The sequence below is a fragment of the Anaerotignum sp. genome, assembly GCF_051877975.1.
Lineage (GTDB): Bacteria > Bacillota > Clostridia > Lachnospirales > Anaerotignaceae > Anaerotignum_A.
Genome location: NZ_JBJEJK010000008.1, coordinates 1 through 20263 on the forward strand (window position 1 = coordinate 1; position 20263 = coordinate 20263).

A 20263-nucleotide genomic window follows, 5' to 3' on the forward strand; every position below is an offset into this window, starting at 1 on the left:
CTGGCTATGGCAAGAGTTGCTCACAGAGAAGGTTATCCTGAAATCGGTCTGTACTGGGAAAAAGCAGCTTATGAAGAAGCTGAACATGCTGCAAAATTTGCAGAACTGCTGGGTGAAGTTGTAACAGACTCCACAAAGAAAAACCTGGAACTGCGTATTGATGCTGAAAACGGTGCAACAGCAGGTAAATTCGATCTGGCTAAGAGAGCAAAAGCTGCTAATCTGGATGCAATCCATGACACAGTTCATGAAATGGCTCGTGATGAAGCTAGACACGGCAAAGCATTCCTGGGTCTGTACAACAGATACTTCAAATAATTAATAATTATAGAAATCATCAAAGGGCAGGAGAAAACTCCTGTCCTTTTTCTTTTCTATGAAAAAACAAGAACTTTTATGGTATAATTATTACATTGTTCTTTAAGGAGGTGCTTTATGGCCGAATTTAACTTAAACCAGACCTATCATGGATTTACATTAGAAAAAACAGAAGAAATTAGTGATGTTCACAGTATCGCATATCTTTTTTTTCACAAAAAGAGTGGGGCACGCTTGCTATATCTAAAAAACAGCGATAATAACAAAGTTTTTAACGTAGCATTTAAAACACCGCCTTCCGATGACTGTGGTACACCCCATATTTTGGAGCATTCCGTTCTTTGCGGTTCTAAAAAATATGAAGCAAAAGATCCTTTCAATGAACTGGCAAAAGGCTCTTTGAATACCTTTTTAAACGCGATGACCTATGCTGATAAAACGATGTATCCCGTTGCCAGCTGCAATGAAAAGGATTTTCATAATTTGATGGATGTATATCTGGATGCAGTTTTTTTTCCTAAAATTTATGAAAAGAAAGAAATTTTCCAGCAGGAAGGCTGGCGTTATGTCCTGAAGGATGAAAATGCCCCTCTGGAAGTTACAGGTGTCGTTTACAACGAAATGAAGGGGGCACTATCTGATCCGGAAAGCCAGCTGAGCGGCGTAATTTCCCGTTCAATTTTTGGGAAAACAACCTATGGTTTTGAATCCGGCGGAAACCCGTCCTCTATTCCAAACCTGACATACGAAAACTTCTTAGAGTTCCACAGAAAATATTATCATCCTTCTAATGCTTATTTCTATCTCTATGGAAATATGGAGCCTTTAGATTGTTTACGCCATATGGATGAAGGGTTTTTGAAAGGCTTTACGCGCAGTTCTGCACTGCCTGTCATTGGTGAAACAGATTGCGTAAAAAAGGGAGAAATCATCTATGAAACCTACCCTGCCGCGGAAGAGGGGGAAGAGGGCGGTTCTTTTCTGACTTATAACCTGAAAGTTGGCAAGTGTACTGATCCGGAGCGTATCATGGCTCTGCAAATTTTATCCTATGTTTTGTTGGAAACCAACGCTTCTCCTTTGAAAACAGCTTTGATGGAAGCAGGCATTTGCGAAGAAACAGAAGGCTGGTTTGATTCTTCTACCTATGAAATGGTATTCAGCATCGTTGCAAAGAATGCTGATGCAGAAAAAGCAGATGTATTTATCCGTATCATTGATGAGGAATGGAAACGCCTTGTTTCCGAAGGGATCCCGGAAGATTTGCTGAAGGGGGCTTTGCGGAAATATGATTTTCTGCTGCGGGAAGAGGATTATGGTTCTACCCCCAAAGGCCTGGTCTATTGTTCCAGGCTGATGAAACGCTGGCTCCACGGAGAAGATCCCTGTGACAGCCTGCGTTTGTTAGAAATCATGGAAACACTGAAAAAGGGGAGCAGTGAAAAATATTTTGAAAAATTGGTAGAAGATGTATTCTTAAAAAATAAAGACAAAACATATGTAGTCTTTACGCCGGAAAAAGGCAAGGCGAAAAAAGAAACAGAAGCTTTTGCTATAGAGATGGCAAAAAGAAAAGTAGCTATGGCAGAAGAGGATATTGCTGCCATCAAAGCAGATGCAGAAAAACTGCAAATTTTTCAAAAGCAAGAGGATACTCCTGATATTCTTGCACAGATTCCTCTATTGGAGATTTCTGAGATTGACAAAATGCCCCAATTGACAAGATATCAGAAAGAATCGTTGGAATTGGGAAACACTTTCCTGCATATTCCTTTGGAAAGCAGTGGTATTTTGTATCTAAAACTGATGTTCGATACTTCTGCTGTGCCGCAGGAATTATTACCCTATACAGGTCTCTTGACAGATTTACTAGGAAAACTGGATACGGAAAACTATTCCTATCAAGAGCTGCCAACAGTTAAAAACCAGATCTTCGGCAATTTCTCCCTGCATAACAATATTTATAATAAAGATGCTTCTGCTTATCGTTCCTTTGTGACTGTAAAGGAGAGCCTGCTGAAAGAAGATTTAGATGCAGCCCTTGCCATGACAGAAGAAATTCTCTTCCGCACAAAATTCAATTCTGTGGAAAGCATGAAGAAAATCGTAAAATCTGCGAAGATCAGAGGGGAAAATGAGCTGCTGAACAATTCTCATTATTTTGCCATTTTCTATAGCGGCAGCAATCTATTTCCTGGTCTACAGATAGAAGATATCACCAGTGGTATTCGTTACTATCGTTTTCTTTGTGAGATAGATACACAATTAGAGAAAGACCCTGCGCCTGTTATGGAAAAATTGAAAGAGACTGCTTCAATTCTTTTTACACAACAGAATATGGATATAGCCCTGGGCTGTGAAACAGCCGACAAAACTGATGTACAGAAAAAACTCATTGATTTCTATACAAAACTTCCTTCCAGAGAGAAGAAAAAAGCAGTGTATTCCTTTGGGCTTCAGCCGGAGAAGACTGCTTTTACCAATACCAGCGGTGTATTATATAATATTACATCCTTTGATTTTCAGAAGCAGGGACTGAATTTCCACGGCAAATATCAGGTATTGAAAACTATCATCAATCTGGAATATCTTTGGAACCAGATTCGTGTGCAGGGCGGGGCATATGGCTGCGGTTGTAAATTTATGAGAAGTGGTTTCAGCTACTTTTATTCCTATCGTGACCCAAATCTGACAGAAACCTACCATATCTATCAGAAGTTGCATAAGGATATCCGGAATTTCAACGCGGATGAGCGTGAAATGACAAAATATATTCTTGGGACAATCAACGGGCTGGATCAGCCCAAGACCAATATGGACCAGATGAATGAAGTCATCAGCAGATTCTACAAAGATATTACAGATGAAGCTTTGATACAGCAACGATTGGAAATTCTGCAAACAACAGCCGCAGATATCCGCAGCTGCAAGGATTTGCTGGAATGTATCGATTGTGCAAATATCTGCAGTATCGGCAATGAACAAAAAATCAAAGAAAACAAAATAGAATTTACAAAAATCGAACCTTTGGTTTGATTGTACAGAAAAAGTGTTTGAGCCATTTGTCCTCAAGCACTTTTTTATTATGGTCAAGGATAATAGGCAAGCAGCTATAGCGCTATAGCAAAATTACTATGAGCCTTCTAAAAAATTAAGGAAATCAGGACAGATTTCTCTAAGAAAGGGGAAATATAAATTTATTCGCAAAACGATACTTTTACGAAATAATATAGATATTGATTAGGAAGAGTTATAATCAACCTTATTTTTTATTTACATAATATAATTATTGTAAATCTTATTCTACACTATTCTTCAACAATAAAAAAGCAGGATGATATCTGTTCTTTTGATATCATCCTGTATCTTTTCTATATCTTTTATAAGTAATTGCTGGGATTTACATAAGCACCATTCTTCAATACAGAGAAATGACAATGGTTACCTGTAGACCAACCAGTACTGCCGCACTTTGCTACTGTCTGCCCGCGGCTAACGACCTGGCCGACTTTTGCTACCAAAGAAGAATTGTGTCCATACAATGTACTTAATCCACCGCCATGGTCGATAATGATTGTATAGCCATATCCATTCATCCAGCCGGAATATGTAACTTTACCTGCTTCTGCTGCAACAATCGGTGTACCATATGGTGCTGGAATATCCAGACCGCTGTGGGATTCTGTCTTACCCGTGATCGGGCTGGTACGTGTAACAAATCCACTGCTGATTCTGGAATACCCCGGAACAGGCCAACCTAAAGAGCCATTGCCAGTATAATATACTGTTGAACTGCTGCTGCTTTGTTTTGCAATCTGATTCAGAACTTCCTGATCCGCTTTTTCATTTGCTGCAATCATCTGTTCATATTTCTTTACATCGTTCTGATAAGAAGCTACCAACGCTTTCTTTTCATCGACAATTTGCTGCTGTTCCTCCAATTTTTCCTGCTGGAGCTTTACAACCTCTTCCTGCTCCGCATGGTTTTCTGCAATTTCTTCTGTTTTCGCTTGAATGGTTTCCTGCGTTTTTTGCAATTCATCCAGAATTTCCTTATCATATCCCATGATATCATTTACATACTGCATGCGAAGGAACAAATCCGAAAAACTTTCTGCTTCAAAAAGAATCTCCAGATAGCCTGATGAACCTTTCTGCTGCAGGAAACGCATACGGCTGCCCAGCAATTCAAACTGTTCATCTCGTTTTTTTGTTGCTTCTTCCAATTCTTTTTCCGCAGCCTCCAATTGCGCTGTCAGAATATTCAAATCTTCTGTCGCCTCATCCAATTCCGCCTGGATACTGTTCAAAACCTTATCCATTGCTTCCATTTCCTGCTCGGCAGAAAGCTGCTTACTTTTAATACTCTCGATTTCCTTTTTTGCCTTTTCTGTACTCGAAGCCAAATTCTGGCGTTTTTGCTGCAATTCAGAAATCGTAGCCGCACTGGTGCTATAGGTCGGCAATGCGCAAAAAGCCACCGCCGCAGCCAATGCAGCACACGCGAATCTCTTCATTTTTTTCATGGTTAAAACCTCATACTTTTTATTTTTACCTTACTATTATAAAGATTTATCCCTCTCTTTTCAATGAATTTTTGCGTATTTTAAGTATTTTTTAAGGATTCTGCTGTTATTTCCTCGATTTTTCCCGTAAAAAATCCAGTTTCATTGCAAAGGCAAAGTGCATATTCCGGAAGCAGATCCGAATATTCTCGAAGATACAGCGTCTTTCCTTCAAATGTGATCATATCCTGAAGGATGCCATCCTGCACAAAGGAAAGCTGTTCTATGGGCAGACGCAGCCCACGTCCATCCCATTTGCTCAGGCTCTCTTTTCTTGCCCAAAGCCGATAGAATGTCCGAATACGCTCTCTTTCCTCCAATTTATCTAAATATGCCTTTTCTGTATCAGATAAAATCTTTGTTGTCCGCTGCGGCAGTTTTTCTTTGATCCGCTGGAGATCTGCACCAATCCGCTTATCAGAAAAAGCACATACAGCATAGTGCCCAGAATGAGATAAACTAAAATGAAAATTTGTATTTTTTAAATATGGTTTCCCATGCTCCTCGGTTTCTATTTGATCTATCTTATCTTCCAGACCATATCGATTCAAGGCGATTTTTAGCAGAACCCCTGCCCCCAAAGAAAGTCTGGCAGGCATAAGGCTTTTAAAATTCTGTATTTTGTTTCTTCTTTCTGTAGGAATGAAGGACATTCCTTTCAGAAACAAGGCTTCTTCCTTAAATATTGTCACATCCATATATAGAATATTTGCCATGCCCTGCCCTCCTTTTCTTCCTTCGCAAGTAAGCACAAAAGCAGGGCTATATCACCCTGCTTTTCTGTATGCTTTTTAGATTATTTTACGATCAGGTTTACGATCTTTCCAGGAACATAAATTTCTTTTACCACTGTTTTTCCTTCGATTCTGGAAGCCAATACTTCTTTTGCCTGTGCCAGAACGTCATCTTTTGCAGCGTCTTTCGAAATTGTCATTTTGCCTCTCAGCTTGCCGCCGATCTGCAGTGCAATTTCAATGGAATCCTGAACCAGCTTGCTTTCGTCAGCTTTAGGCCAGCCGGCATCGAATACAGTGCCTTCATGACCCAGTTCATGCCACATTTCTTCTGCGATATGAGGTGCAAAAGGCGCCAGCATAACTGTCATGGTTTCCAAAGTTTCTTTGGACAGGCCGCCTTCTTTTTTCGCAACATCCAGCAGTTTGTTTGTGGATTCCATAAAGGTACTTACGATAGTGTTCATTGCCAAAGATTCTACACGGTTGGTAACATCTACGATCATCTTGTTTACGATGAATTCTTCTTCTTTTGTTGCTGCTTTCGGTGCATCTTTATAGTTATAAACCATCTTCCAAACTCTGTTCAGGAAACGGAATACACCATCGATACCGCTATCGTCCCAGTCACAATCCATTTCGGGAGGACCTACGAACAGTTCATACATTCTCAGAGAGTCGCAGCCATATTTTTCGACCAGTTCATCGGGAGAAACAACGTTGCCCAGAGATTTAGACATCTTACCGCCGTTTTTAGTGATCATACCCTGATTGAACAGTTTCAGGAAAGGTTCGTCAAAAGGAACTACGCCGATATCATACAGGAATTTTGTATAGAAACGAGCATACAGCAAATGCAGTACGGCGTGTTCGATACCGCCAACATACAGGTCAACGGGAGCCCATTTTTTCAGAGCATCCATGCTGGCCAGTTCTTTATCGTTGTGTACATCTGTATAGCGCAGGAAATACCAGCTGGAACCTGCCCACTGCGGCATAGTGTTTGTTTCACGTTTTGCAGGTCTGCCGCAAACAGGGCATGTTGTATTTACCCATTCATCAATATGCGCCAGAGGAGATTCCCCTGTATCTGTAGGTTTGTAGGATTCTACATCAGGCAGCAATACAGGCAGCTGATCTTCGGGAACAGGAACAGCACCGCAATGTTCGCAGTGGATGATAGGGATAGGTTCGCCCCAGTATCTCTGTCTGGAGAATACCCAGTCACGCAGTTTGTAATTGACTGTCTTTCTGCCCCAACCTTTTTCTTCCATCAGATGAGGTACTTTTTCTTTTGCTTCGGAAACTGTCATGCCATTCCAGTCGCCAGAGTTGATCACGATACCTTCGCCGGTATATGCTTCTTCCAATTCGCCCATATCCTTGCCATCGGGAGAGATAACAGGAATGATGGGCAGATTGAATTTTTTCGCAAATTCAAAGTCACGCTGGTCGTGCGCTGCTACTACCATGACAGCACCTGTACCATAATCAGCCAGTACATAGTCTGCTACCCAGATAGGCACTTCCGCACCATTTACGGGGTTGATGCAGTAAGAACCTGTAAATGCACCTGTTTTTTCTTTATCTGTCATACGGTCAACAGAAGATTTTGTGGAAGCATCATAGCAATATTTATCTACATCTGCTTTGCACTCAGGTTTTACTAGGGAATCCAAACCTTTGTATTCAGGCGCCAGAACCATACAAGCAGTACCATACAATGTATCCGGTCTTGTGGTATAAACTGTGATAATTTCATCAGAATCTTTTACTTTGAAGTCAACTTCTGCACCATAGCTCTTGCCAATCCAGTCTGTCTGCATCTTTTTAACCTTTTCGGACCAATCCAGCTTTTTCAGGTCTTCCAACAGTCTGTCTGCATAGGCTGTAATCTTCAGCATCCACTGGCGCAGGTTTTTCTTTGTAACAACGGAACCACAACGTTCATGCACACCGCCGGCAGCTTCTTCATTTGCCAGTACACATTTACATTTGGGACACCAGTTCAGAGGCATTTCCTGTTCATAAGCCAAGCCTTTTTTGAACATCTGCACGAAAATCCACTGTGTCCATTTGTAGTATTTAGGATCTGTTGTATCTACTTCTTTATCCCAGTCATAGATCGCACTGATTTCGTGGAGCTGTCTCTTTGCATTTTTAATATTAGCATCTGTGGAAATTCTGGGATGTGTATTTGTTTTAATAGCATAGTTTTCTGCGGGCAGACCAAACGCATCCCAACCCATGGGGTGCAGCACCTGATAGCCCTGCAGTACTTTATAACGGCTGACTACATCGGACAATACATATCCTCTCCAGTGGCCTACATGCAGACCGGAACCGGAAGGATAAGGGAACATATCCAGGCAGTAAAATCTGGGTTTTACGTCGTCTTCTTTATTAATGGGATTCTTTTCCCATTCCGCACGCCATTTTTTTTCAATGGTTCTGAAATCATAGCGACTATCCATTGTAAATTCCTCCTTAAAAACTTTTGTTTTCTGATTCTCTGTGAAACTAAAAAGCCCCTCCGCCTCAGTTAGAGACGAAGGGACACTCCGTGTTACCACTCTAGTTTGCCCATGTCTTTCCCGGGCACACTCAAAACCTGTAACGGGGGCTACCGCTGTATCCTACTTGCATTTTTACGTTCGGTACAGAACTCCAAGGCCAGTTCTGCTTTCTCCTTCTGCTGCCTTGCACCGCCCGGCAACTCTCTGAAAGAAGTTTAAAAACATACTATTCCTCTTCACTGTCTTTTCACAAGAACATTTATATCATATTTACCAAAATAAATCAAGCATTTTTGGAGAATTTTTAAAAGAATACAATCTACATTATTCAAAATTCTGTTTAAACCGCTTCATTTTGGTCAAACTGATTTGTATACAGGTTATAATAGAACCCTTTTTTCTCCATCAGCTGCTGGTGATTACCTTTTTCGATGATTTCACCATGGTTGACAACAGCAATCAGATCGGCATCTTTGATGGTGCTTAATCTATGTGCAATGACGAAATTCGTTCTGCCCTTCATCAGATTATTCATTGCCTCCTGAATCTTCACTTCTGTTCTGGTATCAACGCTGCTGGTGGCTTCATCCAAAATCAGAACAGAAGGATTTGCCAGAATCGCTCTGGCAATGGAAATCATCTGGCGCTGTCCTTGGCTCAAATTTCCGCCGCCATCTGTCAGCATGGTATCATAGCCATCGGGCAGCCTGCGGATGAATTCATGAGCATTGGCCAATTTTGCTGCTTCCACAATCTCCTCATCTGTCGCATTCAGCCTGCCGTATCGGATATTTTCCTTGATAGAATCTGTGAATAGATACGTATCCTGCAAAACGATACTCAAAGCAGAACGCAGACTTTTTCGCTTCGTTTTATAGATATCATGCCCGTCAATGGTGATAGATCCGCTGTCAATATCATAAAATCTGGTCAAAAGATTAATAATGGTTGTTTTGCCAGCACCGGTAGGGCCAACAAAAGCAATCGTCTGACCGGGTCTTGCATACAGATTTACGTTTTTCAGAATAGGATGCCCCTTTTCATAGGAAAAATTCACATCTGTCAGCACAACATCCCCTTCAATTTCGCCCATCTCGTAGGCATCAGGGGCATCAGGCTCTTCCTCTTTTTCATCCAGCACTTCAAAAACACGCTCTGCACCTGCCATAGCAGACATAATCGTATTTACCTGATTTGCCAGTTCTGTCAAAGGTCTTGCAAATTGCTTGGAATAAATGATGAAATTGGAAATGATACCCAAGGTCATCCCGCTGCCAACTACCATCAGAATACCGCCTGTTGCAACAACGATTGCATACGTCATATTATTAATAGCTGTCATAATCGGGCCAATCGCACCAGAGAAAATTTCAGCACGAACACTTTTATCCAGCAATTCATTGTTCAGCTTTTCAAATTTCCTGATTTCTTCCTCCTCTCTGCAAAAGACCTTGACAACCTTTTGCCCGGAAATGATTTCTTCGATATGGCCGTTCAGATCACCCAATCGATTCTGTTTATCCTTAAAATACTTTCTGGAATGCCTGGTTACCCATTTTGTCATGACAAGCATCAAAGGAATCGTCACCACAGTGGCAATCGTCAGCGGAATACTGAGGTACAGCATCATACAGAAAGTGCCTGCAATGGTCAGAATACTCTGCAAAATTTGAGAAACACTGCTGTTCAGGCACATGGAAATATTATCAACGTCGTTTGTTACACGGCTCATCAGTTCCCCGTGGGTTGTTTTATCAAAATATTTCAAAGGAAGTTTCTGAAATTTTTCAAAAATCTCTTTTCTCAGTGTTGCAACTGTCTCCTGCCCTACCTTTAACATCAAATAGCTGTACAGCCATGTAGCAACAGAGGAGATTATATAAATCGACAATAATGTCAGGCATATTTTCCAAAGGCCGACAAAATCAAACACAGAAATATATTTATCGATAGCCACACCAATCAAGCTCGTTGCATAAACCGTAGCCAATGTTGTAAAGGCAATACAGATTACTGAAATCAGAATCAAAGTACGGAATTTTCCCAGATATTTGCAAAGACGAAGCAATGTTTTCTTTGTATGCTTTGGTTTGCCATGAACCATCATATGCGGACCACGGCCGCCGGGACGAGGCCCCATGGGAGGGCCTCCAAGGCCTTTTCTCATATTTTCATTACTCATCTGCCATCACCCCTTTTTTCATTTGAGATGCTAAGATTTCCTGATAATCCTTGCTGGTTTCCATAAGATATTTATGGTTACCTTCCGCAACAATCCTGCCGCCGCTCAATATCAGAATCTTATCCGCATCTTTTACGGAACTGATCCGCTGGGCAATAATGAATTTTGTGCAGCCACTATGGGATTCCTTCATAGCCTGACGGATATTTTTTTCTGTCAGGGAATCGACCGCACTGGTGCTGTCATCGAAAATAATGATATTCGGATTCTGAATCAATGCTCTGGCAATGGAAATACGCTGTTTTTGCCCGCCGGAAACATTGACACCTCTCTGCCCCAATTCAGTATCATATTTTTCAGGCAGTTCCATAATAAAATCATGTGCCTGCGCAGCTTTTGCCGCTGCAATGATTTCTTCTTCCGTAGCATCCGGTTTGCCCCATTTGATATTATCTCTGATTGTACCGGAAAATAGAATCGTTTCCTGCAGAACAACTGCTACCCGTTTCCGTAAATCTTTAATTGCATAGTCCCTGACATCGATACCATCTACCAGAACCTGCCCTTCTGTTACATCATATAAACGGGGTAGTAAATTTACCAACGTAGATTTGCCGGAGCCGGTTTCCCCAAGGATACCGATGGTCTGCCCGGGTTCTGCGGTAAAAGAAATATTTTCCAGAACCGGGTCACCGCTGCCCATTTTATAGCGGTAGGATACATTTCTATATTCTACCCTTCCTGCAGAAACAGCTGGCAATTTGGGCTCTGCGGGATCTGCAATATCTACTACTGTATCTAAGACTTCTGTCAGTCGATCTGTAGAAATCTTTGCTCTGGAAATGAACATAAAGTTCATCGCCATCATCATGGTTGCCATCATCATCTGCATCAGATAAGTAATACAGGCCATGATCTCTTCCACTTCCATGGTGCCTGCCTGCGCCTGCAGGCCGCCAAACCAAAGGATAGCGATAATCGTGCCATTTACCAAAATCATCATGGTAGGCATCATCAAAAGCATGATTTTAAAAGCACTTACCGTAGTATTTTTGTAATCTACATTGACATCGGCAAATTTTTCTGTTTCGTATTCATTTCGCACGAAAGCCTTTACCACGCGGATGCCAGCCAGGCATTCCCGCATGACTGTATTGACTTTATCCAGTTTTTCCTGCACCATTTTAAATTTGGGCAATGCTGCCTTCAAAATCAGGAAAACCGCACCTGCCAACAAAAGCACTACAGCCAGAAACATAAAAGCAATTCTTGCATTGATACTGAATGCCATAATGATACTGCCCACGCAAAGCAAGGGAGAACGCACCAACATCCGCAGACACATCATAATGACCAGCTGAATTTGGGTAATATCATTGGTCAGCCTCGTAATGAGAGAAGGTGTAGAAAAGGTATCTATATTATGGAAGGAAAATTCCTGGATTTTTTGGAATGCCGCTCGCCGTAAATCCGTCCCTGTTCTCTGGCTGACAATGCTGGCACAGATCAAACAGCCTATCCCGCCAAAAATACCAAGAATGGCAATCACCAGCATACCAAAACCTGTTTTGGCAATCAAAGAAGTATTTCCCAGCCCTACGCCCTGATTAATCATAAATGTCATAATCTTGGGCATTGCCAATTCCGCAGAAACCTCCAGCAGCATCAATAATGGAGCCAGTATGGCCAGTTTCCGATAGGGTTTCATGTATTCCCATATTTTTTTCATACTTTCACCTCACAAACAAATGATTCATCAAAAAAAGTCAGGCATCTAAAGGGTAGATGCCTAACTATTTTATTTTAGCACATATAAAAGGGTTGTCAATGAAAGAAAGGTTAAAATTTCTTCCTTATAATACATAGAGGAACATAAATGCAATATGGAAAGCGGAACCGATCATTACAAATACGTGGAAAATCTCATGGAATCCAAAGCTTTTCAGGATTGCCAGATTGGGCTTTTTCAGCGCATAGATCAGAGCACCTACTGTATAAGCAATCCCACCTGCCAAAAGCATCGCGATACCGCCCCAGCCCACAGCTGCTTTCAAAGGGACAAAGGCACTGATTGCCAGCCAGCCCATAACCACATAAATCAAAGTAGAAAGCCAGCGGGGCGCATTCATCCAGAAAATCTTCATAAAAATACCGAAAACAGCAATCCCCCAAATACCAATCAGCATAGCAGTTCCCCAAACGCCCTGCAGCGTAACCAGACAAACGGGCGTATATGTGCCGGCAATCAGTACGAAAATCATCATATGGTCGATACGGCGCAGCAATGCTGTTTTTTCCGGGGATAAGCGTAAAGTGTGATAAATCGTGCTTGCACCATACAACAAAAGCAAAGAGAGCCCAAATACCGCAAAACCAACCACATGAAGCGGGGTGGCTTCCATTCGTGCTTTTTCTAATAAAATAATAAAAACAGGAATAACCGCCAGAAACCCTATAAAATGTGTCAGTGCACTCATAGGGTCTTTTGCTTGAAATTTATCTTTTTTTACTGCTGCCATCTCCATAACTTCATCTCCTCCACATTAAGTAGTTTTTAATACTACATCTTATTATATCGATATATTAACATACTATTCCTACTATTTCAAGGGATTTTTTCGAGAAAAACTTGCGACATAGTTTAAATTACTATATAATAGAGAAATTAAGAAGTTTTATTTTGATTAGAATTTCGAGGTGAAGTAGTTTGAACACATTTAATGAAGTGGTAGATCGTTATGCCGCTCAGATCCGTTCATCCGATGTCATTGAGATCGAAGATATCCCCAATATCGACCTTTACATGGATCAGGTAACAACTTTTATGGATAAAGGTCTGGCTCAATATAAACGCAATGAACAGGATAAGATCCTGACAAAAACGATGATAAACAACTATACTAAGGCGAAAATCTTCCCTCCCCCGGTGAAGAAAAAATATAGCCGCGCTCATCTGATGCTTTTGATCATGATCTACCATCTGAAATCCATTCTTTCCATTAAAGATATCGGTGTTTTATTCCAATCCGCATTGACAGAACCAGATAGAGAGAAACAGGCAAAACGGATTGAAACCATCTACGCTGGCTTTGTGTCACTGCAAAAAATCACAAATACTTATCTGGCCAATGCTGCAGAAGGAAAACCGGATGAAACTTTTTATGGAAAAGATATTCTGACAGAAGATCAGGATGATGAACTGAGGCGGATTCTTTTGGTATTGGCGCTGACCATCCGCGCCAATACAGAAAAGCAGCTGGCGGAACATGCATTGGATTCTTATTTCTAAAGAAAAAGCAACCAACTATTTATTATTGATAGTTTGGTTGCTTTTCTTATTTTTATATCAGAATAAACTCAACTGGTTGGTTTCAGGGATACCATCCAAAACGCCGTTTTCCTTCAGCAGATCGATCAGAGAACGCCCCAAAGAGGTACGTTCCTTTAATTCCTCTAAGGTTTTGAATTCTCCATCCTTTCTGCCTTCTACGATGCTCTGGGCCGCATTGACACCTAAGCCCTGCAGAGAACTGAACGGCGGCAGCATTCCATCTTCTGTGGGGATAAAATTCTTCGCATCGGATTTATATAAATCGATGGGGCAGAATTTGAACCCTCTGGCATAAAATTCTACGACGATCTCCAGTACCGTCTGTTTACTCTTGTCCTTGGCTGTAGCTTCCTGCCCTTTCGCTTGAATTTCTTTAATGGCCTCCCTTGCCACATCAATCCCCTTGCACATACAGGAATAGTCAAAGTCATCACAGGCTCTTACTGAAAAATAAGAGGCATAATAAGCTTCCGGGTAGTTGATTTTAAAATAGGCAATGCGGAACGCCATCATAACATAAGCCGCCGCATGGGCTTTCGGGAACATATATTTGATTTTCTGGCAGGATTCAATATACCAGTCCGGTACATTGGCCGCCTTCATATCTGCAATGTCTTCTTCTGTCAAGCCCTTCCCTTTTCTTACTTTTTCCATGATTTTAAAGGACTTCTTTTTCTCTACCCCTTTATTGATAAGATAGATCATAATACTGTCACGGGTGGAAATGGTTTCTTTCAGAGTAATCGTGCCATTTTCAATCAATGTCTGGGCATTTCCCAGCCATACATCCGTACCATGGGAAAGGCCGGAAATACGCAGCAAATCCGCAAAGGTCTTTGGTTTTGTATCCAACAGCATCCCGCGAACAAATTTTGTACCAAATTCAGGGATGCCTAATGTCCCGGTTTTGCAATTGATCTCCTCCGGCGTTACCCCCAATGCCGCAGGGGATTCAAAAAGAGACATGGTCTCCGGGTCGCCCAAAGGCACATCCTGGGGGTTTACCCCTGTCAGGTCATAAAGCATACGAATGACCGTAGGATCATCGTGCCCCAGCAGGTCAAGCTTCAACAAACGGCCGGAAATGGAATGATAATCAAAATGGGTCGTTGTTACCGTAGAGTTCATATCATTAGCAGGCCGCTGGATAGGGCAAAATTCATGGATATCATGGTCACTGGGAACGACCATCAGCCCGCCGGGATGCTGTCCCGTCGTTCGCTTGACCCCTGTGCACCCTTCCGTCAGCCGGTTGATTTCCGCATTGTGTGGGGTAATTTCCCTAGCATCAAAGTATTTTTTGACAAAGCCGTAGGCAGTCTTATCCGCCAGCGTACCAATCGTGCCGGCTTTGAATACCTTCCCCTTGCCGAACAATTCTTCTGTATAGGCATGAGCCTGCTGTTGATAGTCCCCGGAGAAGTTCAAGTCGATATCCGGTTCTTTATCCCCTTCAAAACCAAGGAAGGTCTGGAACGGAATATCGTGGCCGTCTTTCCGGAGCTTTGTACCGCAGACGGGGCAATCTTTATCGGGCATATCACAGCCGCTGGCCTCTTCCATGGCATAGGCCTTTACTACATCCGATTCAAAATCCGAATATTTGCAATTGGGACAAATATAGTGAGGCGGAAGGGAATTTACTTCCGTAATACCTGCCATATTGGCCGCGAAAGAAGAACCAACGGAGCCACGGGAACCCACCAGATAGCCATCGGCAACAGATTTCCACACCAGCTTTTGGGCAATGATATACAGCACCGCATAGCCATTGCTGATGATAGAGTTCAGTTCTGTTTCCAGTCTGTCCCGTACGATTTCCGGCAGCGGGTCGCCGTAAATAGAAATGGCCTTATCCATACAGATCTGCCGCAGTTCCTCATCTGCTCCTTCAATTTTAGGGGGAAAAGTTTCATCGGGAATAGGTTTGATCTTCTCGATCATATCTGCAATTTTATTTGTATTAGTGATAACGACCTCTCTTGCTTTTTCTTCGCCCAAATAGCTGAATTCCTTCAGCATTTCCTTTGTGGTGCGGAAATACAGGGGTGCTTGGTTATCCGCATCAGCGAAGCCTTCTGCCGCCATGATGATTTTGCGGAATGCCGCATCCTGAGGATCGATAAAGTGAACATCGCAGGTAGCCACAACAGGTTTATTATGTTCTTCACCCAAAGCAACGATCCGTTTATTGATATTAATGATATCCTCCATAGAATTGACAGCTTCCACTCTGGGGGAATCGATCATAAATTTATTATTGCCCAAGGGCTGTATTTCCAGGTAATCATAGAAATTCACCAGTTCTTCAATGACCTGCTTGGGCTTGTCCTCCAAAATGGCACGGTACAGTTCCCCTGCCTCGCAGGCACTGCCCAAAATCAAGCCTTCCCGATGCTGGATCAGCTTGCTTTTCGGGATACGGGGTCTACGGAAGAAATAATCAATATGAGACAGGGAAATCAGTTCATAAAGATTTCGCAGACCGGTATAGTTCTGCGCCAAAATAATGGCATGGTGGGCTTTGAGTTTTTTGTAGTTGACCGTCTGGCTGGCAAAAACATTGATATCATCTACATGATAAATCTTCTTTTCCACCAGCATATCAATAAAGCGCAGGAATACCTCCGCTGTGGCCTCTGCATCGTTGACTGCTCTATGGTGCCCTTCCAAAGAAACCCCCAAATGCTCACAAACGATATTTAATTTATGCTTGCTCAATTCTGGTAACAGAGAACGGGACAGTTCCAAGGTATCCAGAACAGTATTTTTCACTTCAATGCCGCATTTCCGCTCTGCATTGACGCGGATAAAACCCGTATCAAAGTTGGCATTATGGGCTACCAGAACCGCATCACCGCAAAATTCCAAAAACCTCGGCAGGATGTCCTGAATCAAAGGTGCATCAGCAACCATATCATCGGTAATACCTGTCAGCTTGGTAATTTCCGCAGAAATCGGCTTTTCTGGATTGACGAATGTACTGAAGCGGTCAATGATTTTGCCGTTCTTTACCTTTACTGCGCCAATTTCCGTAATCCCTTCCGTTTCTCTGGAAAGGCCTGTTGTTTCAATATCAAATACCACAAAAGTATCATCCAGAGACTGCCCTCGGGGCATCGTTACAACACTGCCTAAATCATCAATCAGATAGGCTTCCACACCATAAATCACCTTCAGGTCAGATTTCCCTATGGCATTCATGGCATCAGGGAATGCCTGCACTACGCCATGGTCAGTAATGGCAATCGCCTTATGCCCCCAAGCAATGGCACGTTCAATATATTTTTTGACATGGGTCACGCCATCCATACTGCTCATCTGCGTATGCAGATGCAGCTCTACCCTTTTTTCCTCGGAATCATCCATACGGGCAGGAGGAGCAGATGCAGTCATGATATTTTTCGCCATAATATCAATTTCTTTGGTATATTTATCGAACTGCACTTCACCCTGTACGCGAAGATATTTCCCCTTTTTGATCTTATCGCTCAATTCCTGATCGAAAACACTTTTCTTTACAAAGAATTTGACCGTGGTAGAATCGCTCAGGTCAGTAATATCAAAGGAGACGATATATTTTTCGCCCTTAATCTCTCTTGGTTCAATATTATAGATACTCCCTTCGATGATGACATTTTCCCCAACGATTTTCGTATCAATGATCTTTGTATTGCTGCCATTGATCTCTTTGCCCAGCAGAATTCCCTTGGAAACAGAGGAAGAGACAGCCGCCACCTCGGCATTGGTCTTTTCTTTGGCGACTTCCACCTGGCTGGTCACAATCTGCCTGCTCAATTCTTCCAGTTTTTCCTGTTGTTTCTGTTCAAACAAAGCCCGTTCTTCCGCTGTGGTCTGCACGTTTTTGAATTGAATCATCAAATTCTGTCCTGTTTCCGTCCGAATCATCTTCATGATCGCATCGTCCAGATGCTTCTGCGCCAAATAATAAGCCATATTGTTTTTCACAAGAATCTGCATCTTGTTATCTGCAATTTTCCATTCTGCATCAGCTATCACGCCAGCACAAACCTTGCTTTCCTGGCTCACCAGTGTTTTAATGCTTTCCCAATAGCCTTCTGCCAGAGCTTCGGGGCTTTGTTCTTCCAATTCGTATGTAATGTCGATATCCACTTCCCGGATACCGGGCAGATTTTTCAGAAGTTCCCCTCTCAGGTCTTCCCATTTTTGCAGAGGGATGAGCTGCTTTGCCGCAATCTCCATGCTGACGGTGCGTTCTTTTTTATGAATCGTCAGTTTACGGACTTCTGTGCCATGAAAAGCTTCCTGTACAGCCAAAGATAATGAGATTTTCTGAAATACATTTTCAAAATTTTGTGCGGTCATGCTCTCCCTCCTTTCTTTTCAAAGATTTCTCCATCCTCAGGCTTTTTCAATTTCTTCCATCAATGCGGAAACCAACTCTTCTTCCTTCACTTTACGGATGATTTCCCCTTTTTTGAACACCAGACCTACACCTTTGCCGCCGGCAATGCCCAAATCAGCCTCTCTGGCTTCGCCGGGGCCATTTACCACGCAGCCCATAACGGCTACTTTAAGGTTTTTATCAATATGTCTGCATTTTTCTTCCACTTCATTGGCAATAGAGATCAGGTCGATTTCTGTTCTGCCGCAGGTAGGGCAGGATACAAATTCAATGCCGAATTTTCTAAGTCCAAGGCTTTTCAGAATCTCTTTACCCGCCTTGATTTCTTCTACAGGGTCGCCCGTCAGGGAAACGCGGATGGTATCCCCAATGCCCATAGATAAAATCGCACCAATACCAACGGCAGATTTGATGGTGCCGGCATAAGGCGTACCGGCTTCCGTGATACCCACATGAATGGGATAAGGAATAGCTTCGGAAAGCAGACGATAGGCTTCGATGGAGAAAGGCACATCAGATGCCTTAATGGAAACCACAATATCGTAAAATTCATACTTTTCAAGAATACGCACATGCTTCAATGCGCTTTCCACCAGCCCCTGTGGGGTCACCCCGCCATATTTTTCCACCAGTTCCTTTTCCAAAGAACCGCTGTTGACGCCAATTCGGATGGGAATCTGCTTTTCTTTTGCCATTTCCACCACCTGACGGATACGATCTTCCTCACCGATATTTCCCGGGTTGATACGCACCTTGTCAATTCCCAGTTCCATGACACGCAGCGCCAGTCTATAATCAAAATGAATATCCGCCACCAGCGGAATATGGATGCGTTTTTTAATTTCTCCAACGGCATCTGCCGCAGCCATATCGGGAATAGCCACTCGCACCAATTCGCAGCCGGCTTCTTCCAGCTTCAAAATCTGCGCTACGGTAGCATCCACATCTCTTGTATCTGTGTTGCACATGGACTGAAGAATAATGGGATTCTTTCCTCCCAATATTAAATTTCCTACTTTGACTTCTTTTGTCAGCTTTCTTTCCATTTTTTGCCTCCTGATATTGATTTGAGACGCAAACTCAAGTTTGAGAATTTTTTCATTCCATTTTTTTAGAAACCCAGAAAACGCCTAATTCTCATTAGGCGTTCCTTTCGTTTATTATATAATAAATTTTGAGATATCTCCTAAAATAACGAACACCATTAGCCCCATTAGGAACATAAATCCGAGAAACTGCAGCTTTGCTTCAGTTTCCACATCCATAGGCTTTCTGCGGACGGCTTCGATCAATAGGAACAAAATGCGCCCGCCATCCAATGCAGGAATCGGAAATAGATTCAGCACACCCAAATTGGCACTCAATACCGCTCCAATATAAACGACATTCTGGATGGCCGCTTTCAAGCTGTATTCCAAACCGGCCTCATAGCTGTCCCCAACCATTTTGAAAATGGCAATGGGACCGCCGTATTCATCCTTTTCCGCTGTAAAGGTAAATACCCGCAGCAAGCCTTCTGCGGTCATTTTCACATAGTTTATCATGGCAAAATAGCTGTAATGGGCTGTTTCACCAAAACTCATGGCTTCATACCCCTCTACAGGTTCTGCAAACAGACCAGTATAGATCTGAGGGCTAAAGCCAATGAGATATCTGCCGCTTTCCGCATCCAATTTGGGCTGCAGTTCATATTTGTAGCGCTGCCCATCATTCCCCAAAATATCCAAAATGATTGCTTCGCCGTGGTTCTGCTGCAGGATATATTGCAGTTCATCATAGATATGGATGGTCTTCCCATCAATCTTTTGAATCACATCTCCCGCTTCCAATCCGATTTCCGCCGCTGCAGAATCCGGAAGAACTTCACGAATTTCCGGTGTCGCTGTATAGCTGGTACAGGTCAGTCCAAAAATCATGATAAACGCCAAAAGAAAATTCATAAAGGGCCCTGCGGCCATGACTGCCAGCCGCACGCCAACAGGCTTCGACAGAAAAGAGGTTGCGCTGGGAACCGTCCCTTCTTCCGTTTCCCCCTCCATGCGGCAGAAACCGCCTAGAGGTAAAGCACGGATGCTGTACTCCGTCTCTCCTTTCGTGCGGGAAAATATTTTAGGACCCATACCAATGGCAAATTCCTGCACCCATATTCCGCTTTTCTTTGCAACAATGAAATGCCCAAATTCATGGGCAATTACCAAAACACCAAGAAGAATAATTGTAATCAATAACG

At 42.6% G+C, this 20263-nt stretch carries 12 protein-coding genes and 1 other annotated feature; of the genes, 3 read left to right on the forward strand and 9 right to left on the reverse strand.

What is annotated here, in order from left to right; all coding sequences use genetic code 11:
* The coding region (locus ACI39P_RS00840) for an NADH peroxidase (RefSeq protein WP_439718826.1) at positions 1-318 on the forward strand (318 nt) is incomplete at its 5' end.
* A 117-nt stretch (positions 319-435) separates the two neighbouring features.
* Positions 436-3354, forward strand: coding sequence for an insulinase family protein (locus ACI39P_RS00845; protein WP_439718827.1), 2919 nt, complete (start codon positions 436-438; stop codon positions 3352-3354).
* 344 nt (positions 3355-3698) lie between these two features.
* Here the strand turns inward: ACI39P_RS00845 and ACI39P_RS00850 are convergent, their stop codons facing one another.
* The 6 genes from ACI39P_RS00850 to trhA all read right to left on the reverse strand — a co-directional run bounded on the left by ACI39P_RS00850 (position 3699) and on the right by trhA (position 12840).
* Positions 3699-4844, reverse strand: a complete 1146-nt coding sequence (locus ACI39P_RS00850; protein ID WP_439718828.1) for a peptidoglycan DD-metalloendopeptidase family protein — start codon at positions 4842-4844, stop codon at positions 3699-3701.
* Positions 4845-4924: 80 nt separating this feature from the next.
* Positions 4925-5599, reverse strand: a complete 675-nt coding sequence (locus tag ACI39P_RS00855) for a 4'-phosphopantetheinyl transferase superfamily protein (protein ID WP_439718829.1) — start codon at positions 5597-5599, stop codon at positions 4925-4927.
* A gap of 80 nt (positions 5600-5679) precedes the next feature.
* A complete protein-coding gene (gene leuS / locus ACI39P_RS00860; protein WP_439718830.1) occupies positions 5680-8091 on the reverse strand; it encodes a leucine--tRNA ligase in 2412 nt (803 codons plus the stop codon).
* A gap of 67 nt (positions 8092-8158) precedes the next feature.
* Positions 8159-8382: a binding site (T-box leader), on the reverse strand.
* Positions 8383-8473: 91 nt separating this feature from the next.
* A complete protein-coding gene (locus tag ACI39P_RS00865) occupies positions 8474-10315 on the reverse strand; it encodes an ABC transporter transmembrane domain-containing protein (RefSeq protein ID WP_439718831.1) in 1842 nt (613 codons plus the stop codon).
* Positions 10308-12044 (reverse strand): ABC transporter transmembrane domain-containing protein, encoded by a 1737-nt coding sequence (locus tag ACI39P_RS00870; RefSeq protein WP_439718832.1) that lies wholly within the window; start codon positions 12042-12044, stop codon positions 10308-10310. The genes ACI39P_RS00865 and ACI39P_RS00870 overlap by 8 nt, the downstream gene beginning before the upstream one ends.
* 124 nt (positions 12045-12168) lie before the next feature.
* Entirely contained in the window at positions 12169-12840 is a 672-nt protein-coding gene (trhA, locus tag ACI39P_RS00875) for a PAQR family membrane homeostasis protein TrhA (RefSeq protein ID WP_439718833.1), read from the reverse strand.
* A gap of 182 nt (positions 12841-13022) precedes the next feature.
* Here trhA and ACI39P_RS00880 point away from each other — a divergent pair, with 182 nt between their 5' ends.
* Positions 13023-13604 carry a DUF1836 domain-containing protein gene (locus ACI39P_RS00880; protein ID WP_439718834.1) on the forward strand — a complete coding sequence of 194 codons (582 nt, stop codon included), beginning with the start codon at positions 13023-13025 and terminating at the stop codon, positions 13602-13604.
* Between the two features lie 57 nt (positions 13605-13661).
* Here ACI39P_RS00880 and ACI39P_RS00885 read toward each other — a convergent pair whose 3' ends face one another.
* The 3 genes from ACI39P_RS00885 to ACI39P_RS00895 form a co-directional block, all read right to left on the reverse strand.
* Positions 13662-17993, reverse strand: coding sequence for a PolC-type DNA polymerase III (locus ACI39P_RS00885; protein ID WP_439718835.1), 4332 nt, complete (start codon positions 17991-17993; stop codon positions 13662-13664).
* A 36-nt stretch (positions 17994-18029) separates the two neighbouring features.
* A complete protein-coding gene (gene ispG / locus ACI39P_RS00890) occupies positions 18030-19079 on the reverse strand; it encodes a flavodoxin-dependent (E)-4-hydroxy-3-methylbut-2-enyl-diphosphate synthase (protein WP_439718836.1) in 1050 nt (349 codons plus the stop codon).
* Between the two features lie 114 nt (positions 19080-19193).
* Positions 19194-20258 (reverse strand): site-2 protease family protein, encoded by a 1065-nt coding sequence (locus tag ACI39P_RS00895; RefSeq protein ID WP_439718837.1) that lies wholly within the window; start codon positions 20256-20258, stop codon positions 19194-19196.
* Positions 20259-20263: the final 5 nt, after the last annotated feature.

Bases quoted from the DNA above. Each gene is read 5' to 3' on its own strand.
- leuS (WP_439718830.1), bottom strand. From the start codon at position 8,091: ATGGATAGTCGCTATGATTTCAGAACCATTGAAAAAAAATGGCGTGCG.
- ACI39P_RS00850 (WP_439718828.1), bottom strand. From the start codon at position 4,844: ATGAAAAAAATGAAGAGATTCGCGTGTGCTGCATTGGCTGCGGCGGTG.
- ispG (WP_439718836.1), bottom strand. From the start codon at position 19,079: ATGGAAAGAAAGCTGACAAAAGAAGTCAAAGTAGGAAATTTAATATTG.
- ACI39P_RS00855 (WP_439718829.1), bottom strand. From the start codon at position 5,599: ATGGCAAATATTCTATATATGGATGTGACAATATTTAAGGAAGAAGCC.
- ACI39P_RS00885 (WP_439718835.1), bottom strand. From the start codon at position 17,993: ATGACCGCACAAAATTTTGAAAATGTATTTCAGAAAATCTCATTATCT.
- ACI39P_RS00865 (WP_439718831.1), bottom strand. From the start codon at position 10,315: ATGAGTAATGAAAATATGAGAAAAGGCCTTGGAGGCCCTCCCATGGGG.
- trhA (WP_439718833.1), bottom strand. From the start codon at position 12,840: ATGGAGATGGCAGCAGTAAAAAAAGATAAATTTCAAGCAAAAGACCCT.
- ACI39P_RS00870 (WP_439718832.1), bottom strand. From the start codon at position 12,044: ATGAAAAAAATATGGGAATACATGAAACCCTATCGGAAACTGGCCATA.
- ACI39P_RS00845 (WP_439718827.1), top strand. From the start codon at position 436: ATGGCCGAATTTAACTTAAACCAGACCTATCATGGATTTACATTAGAA.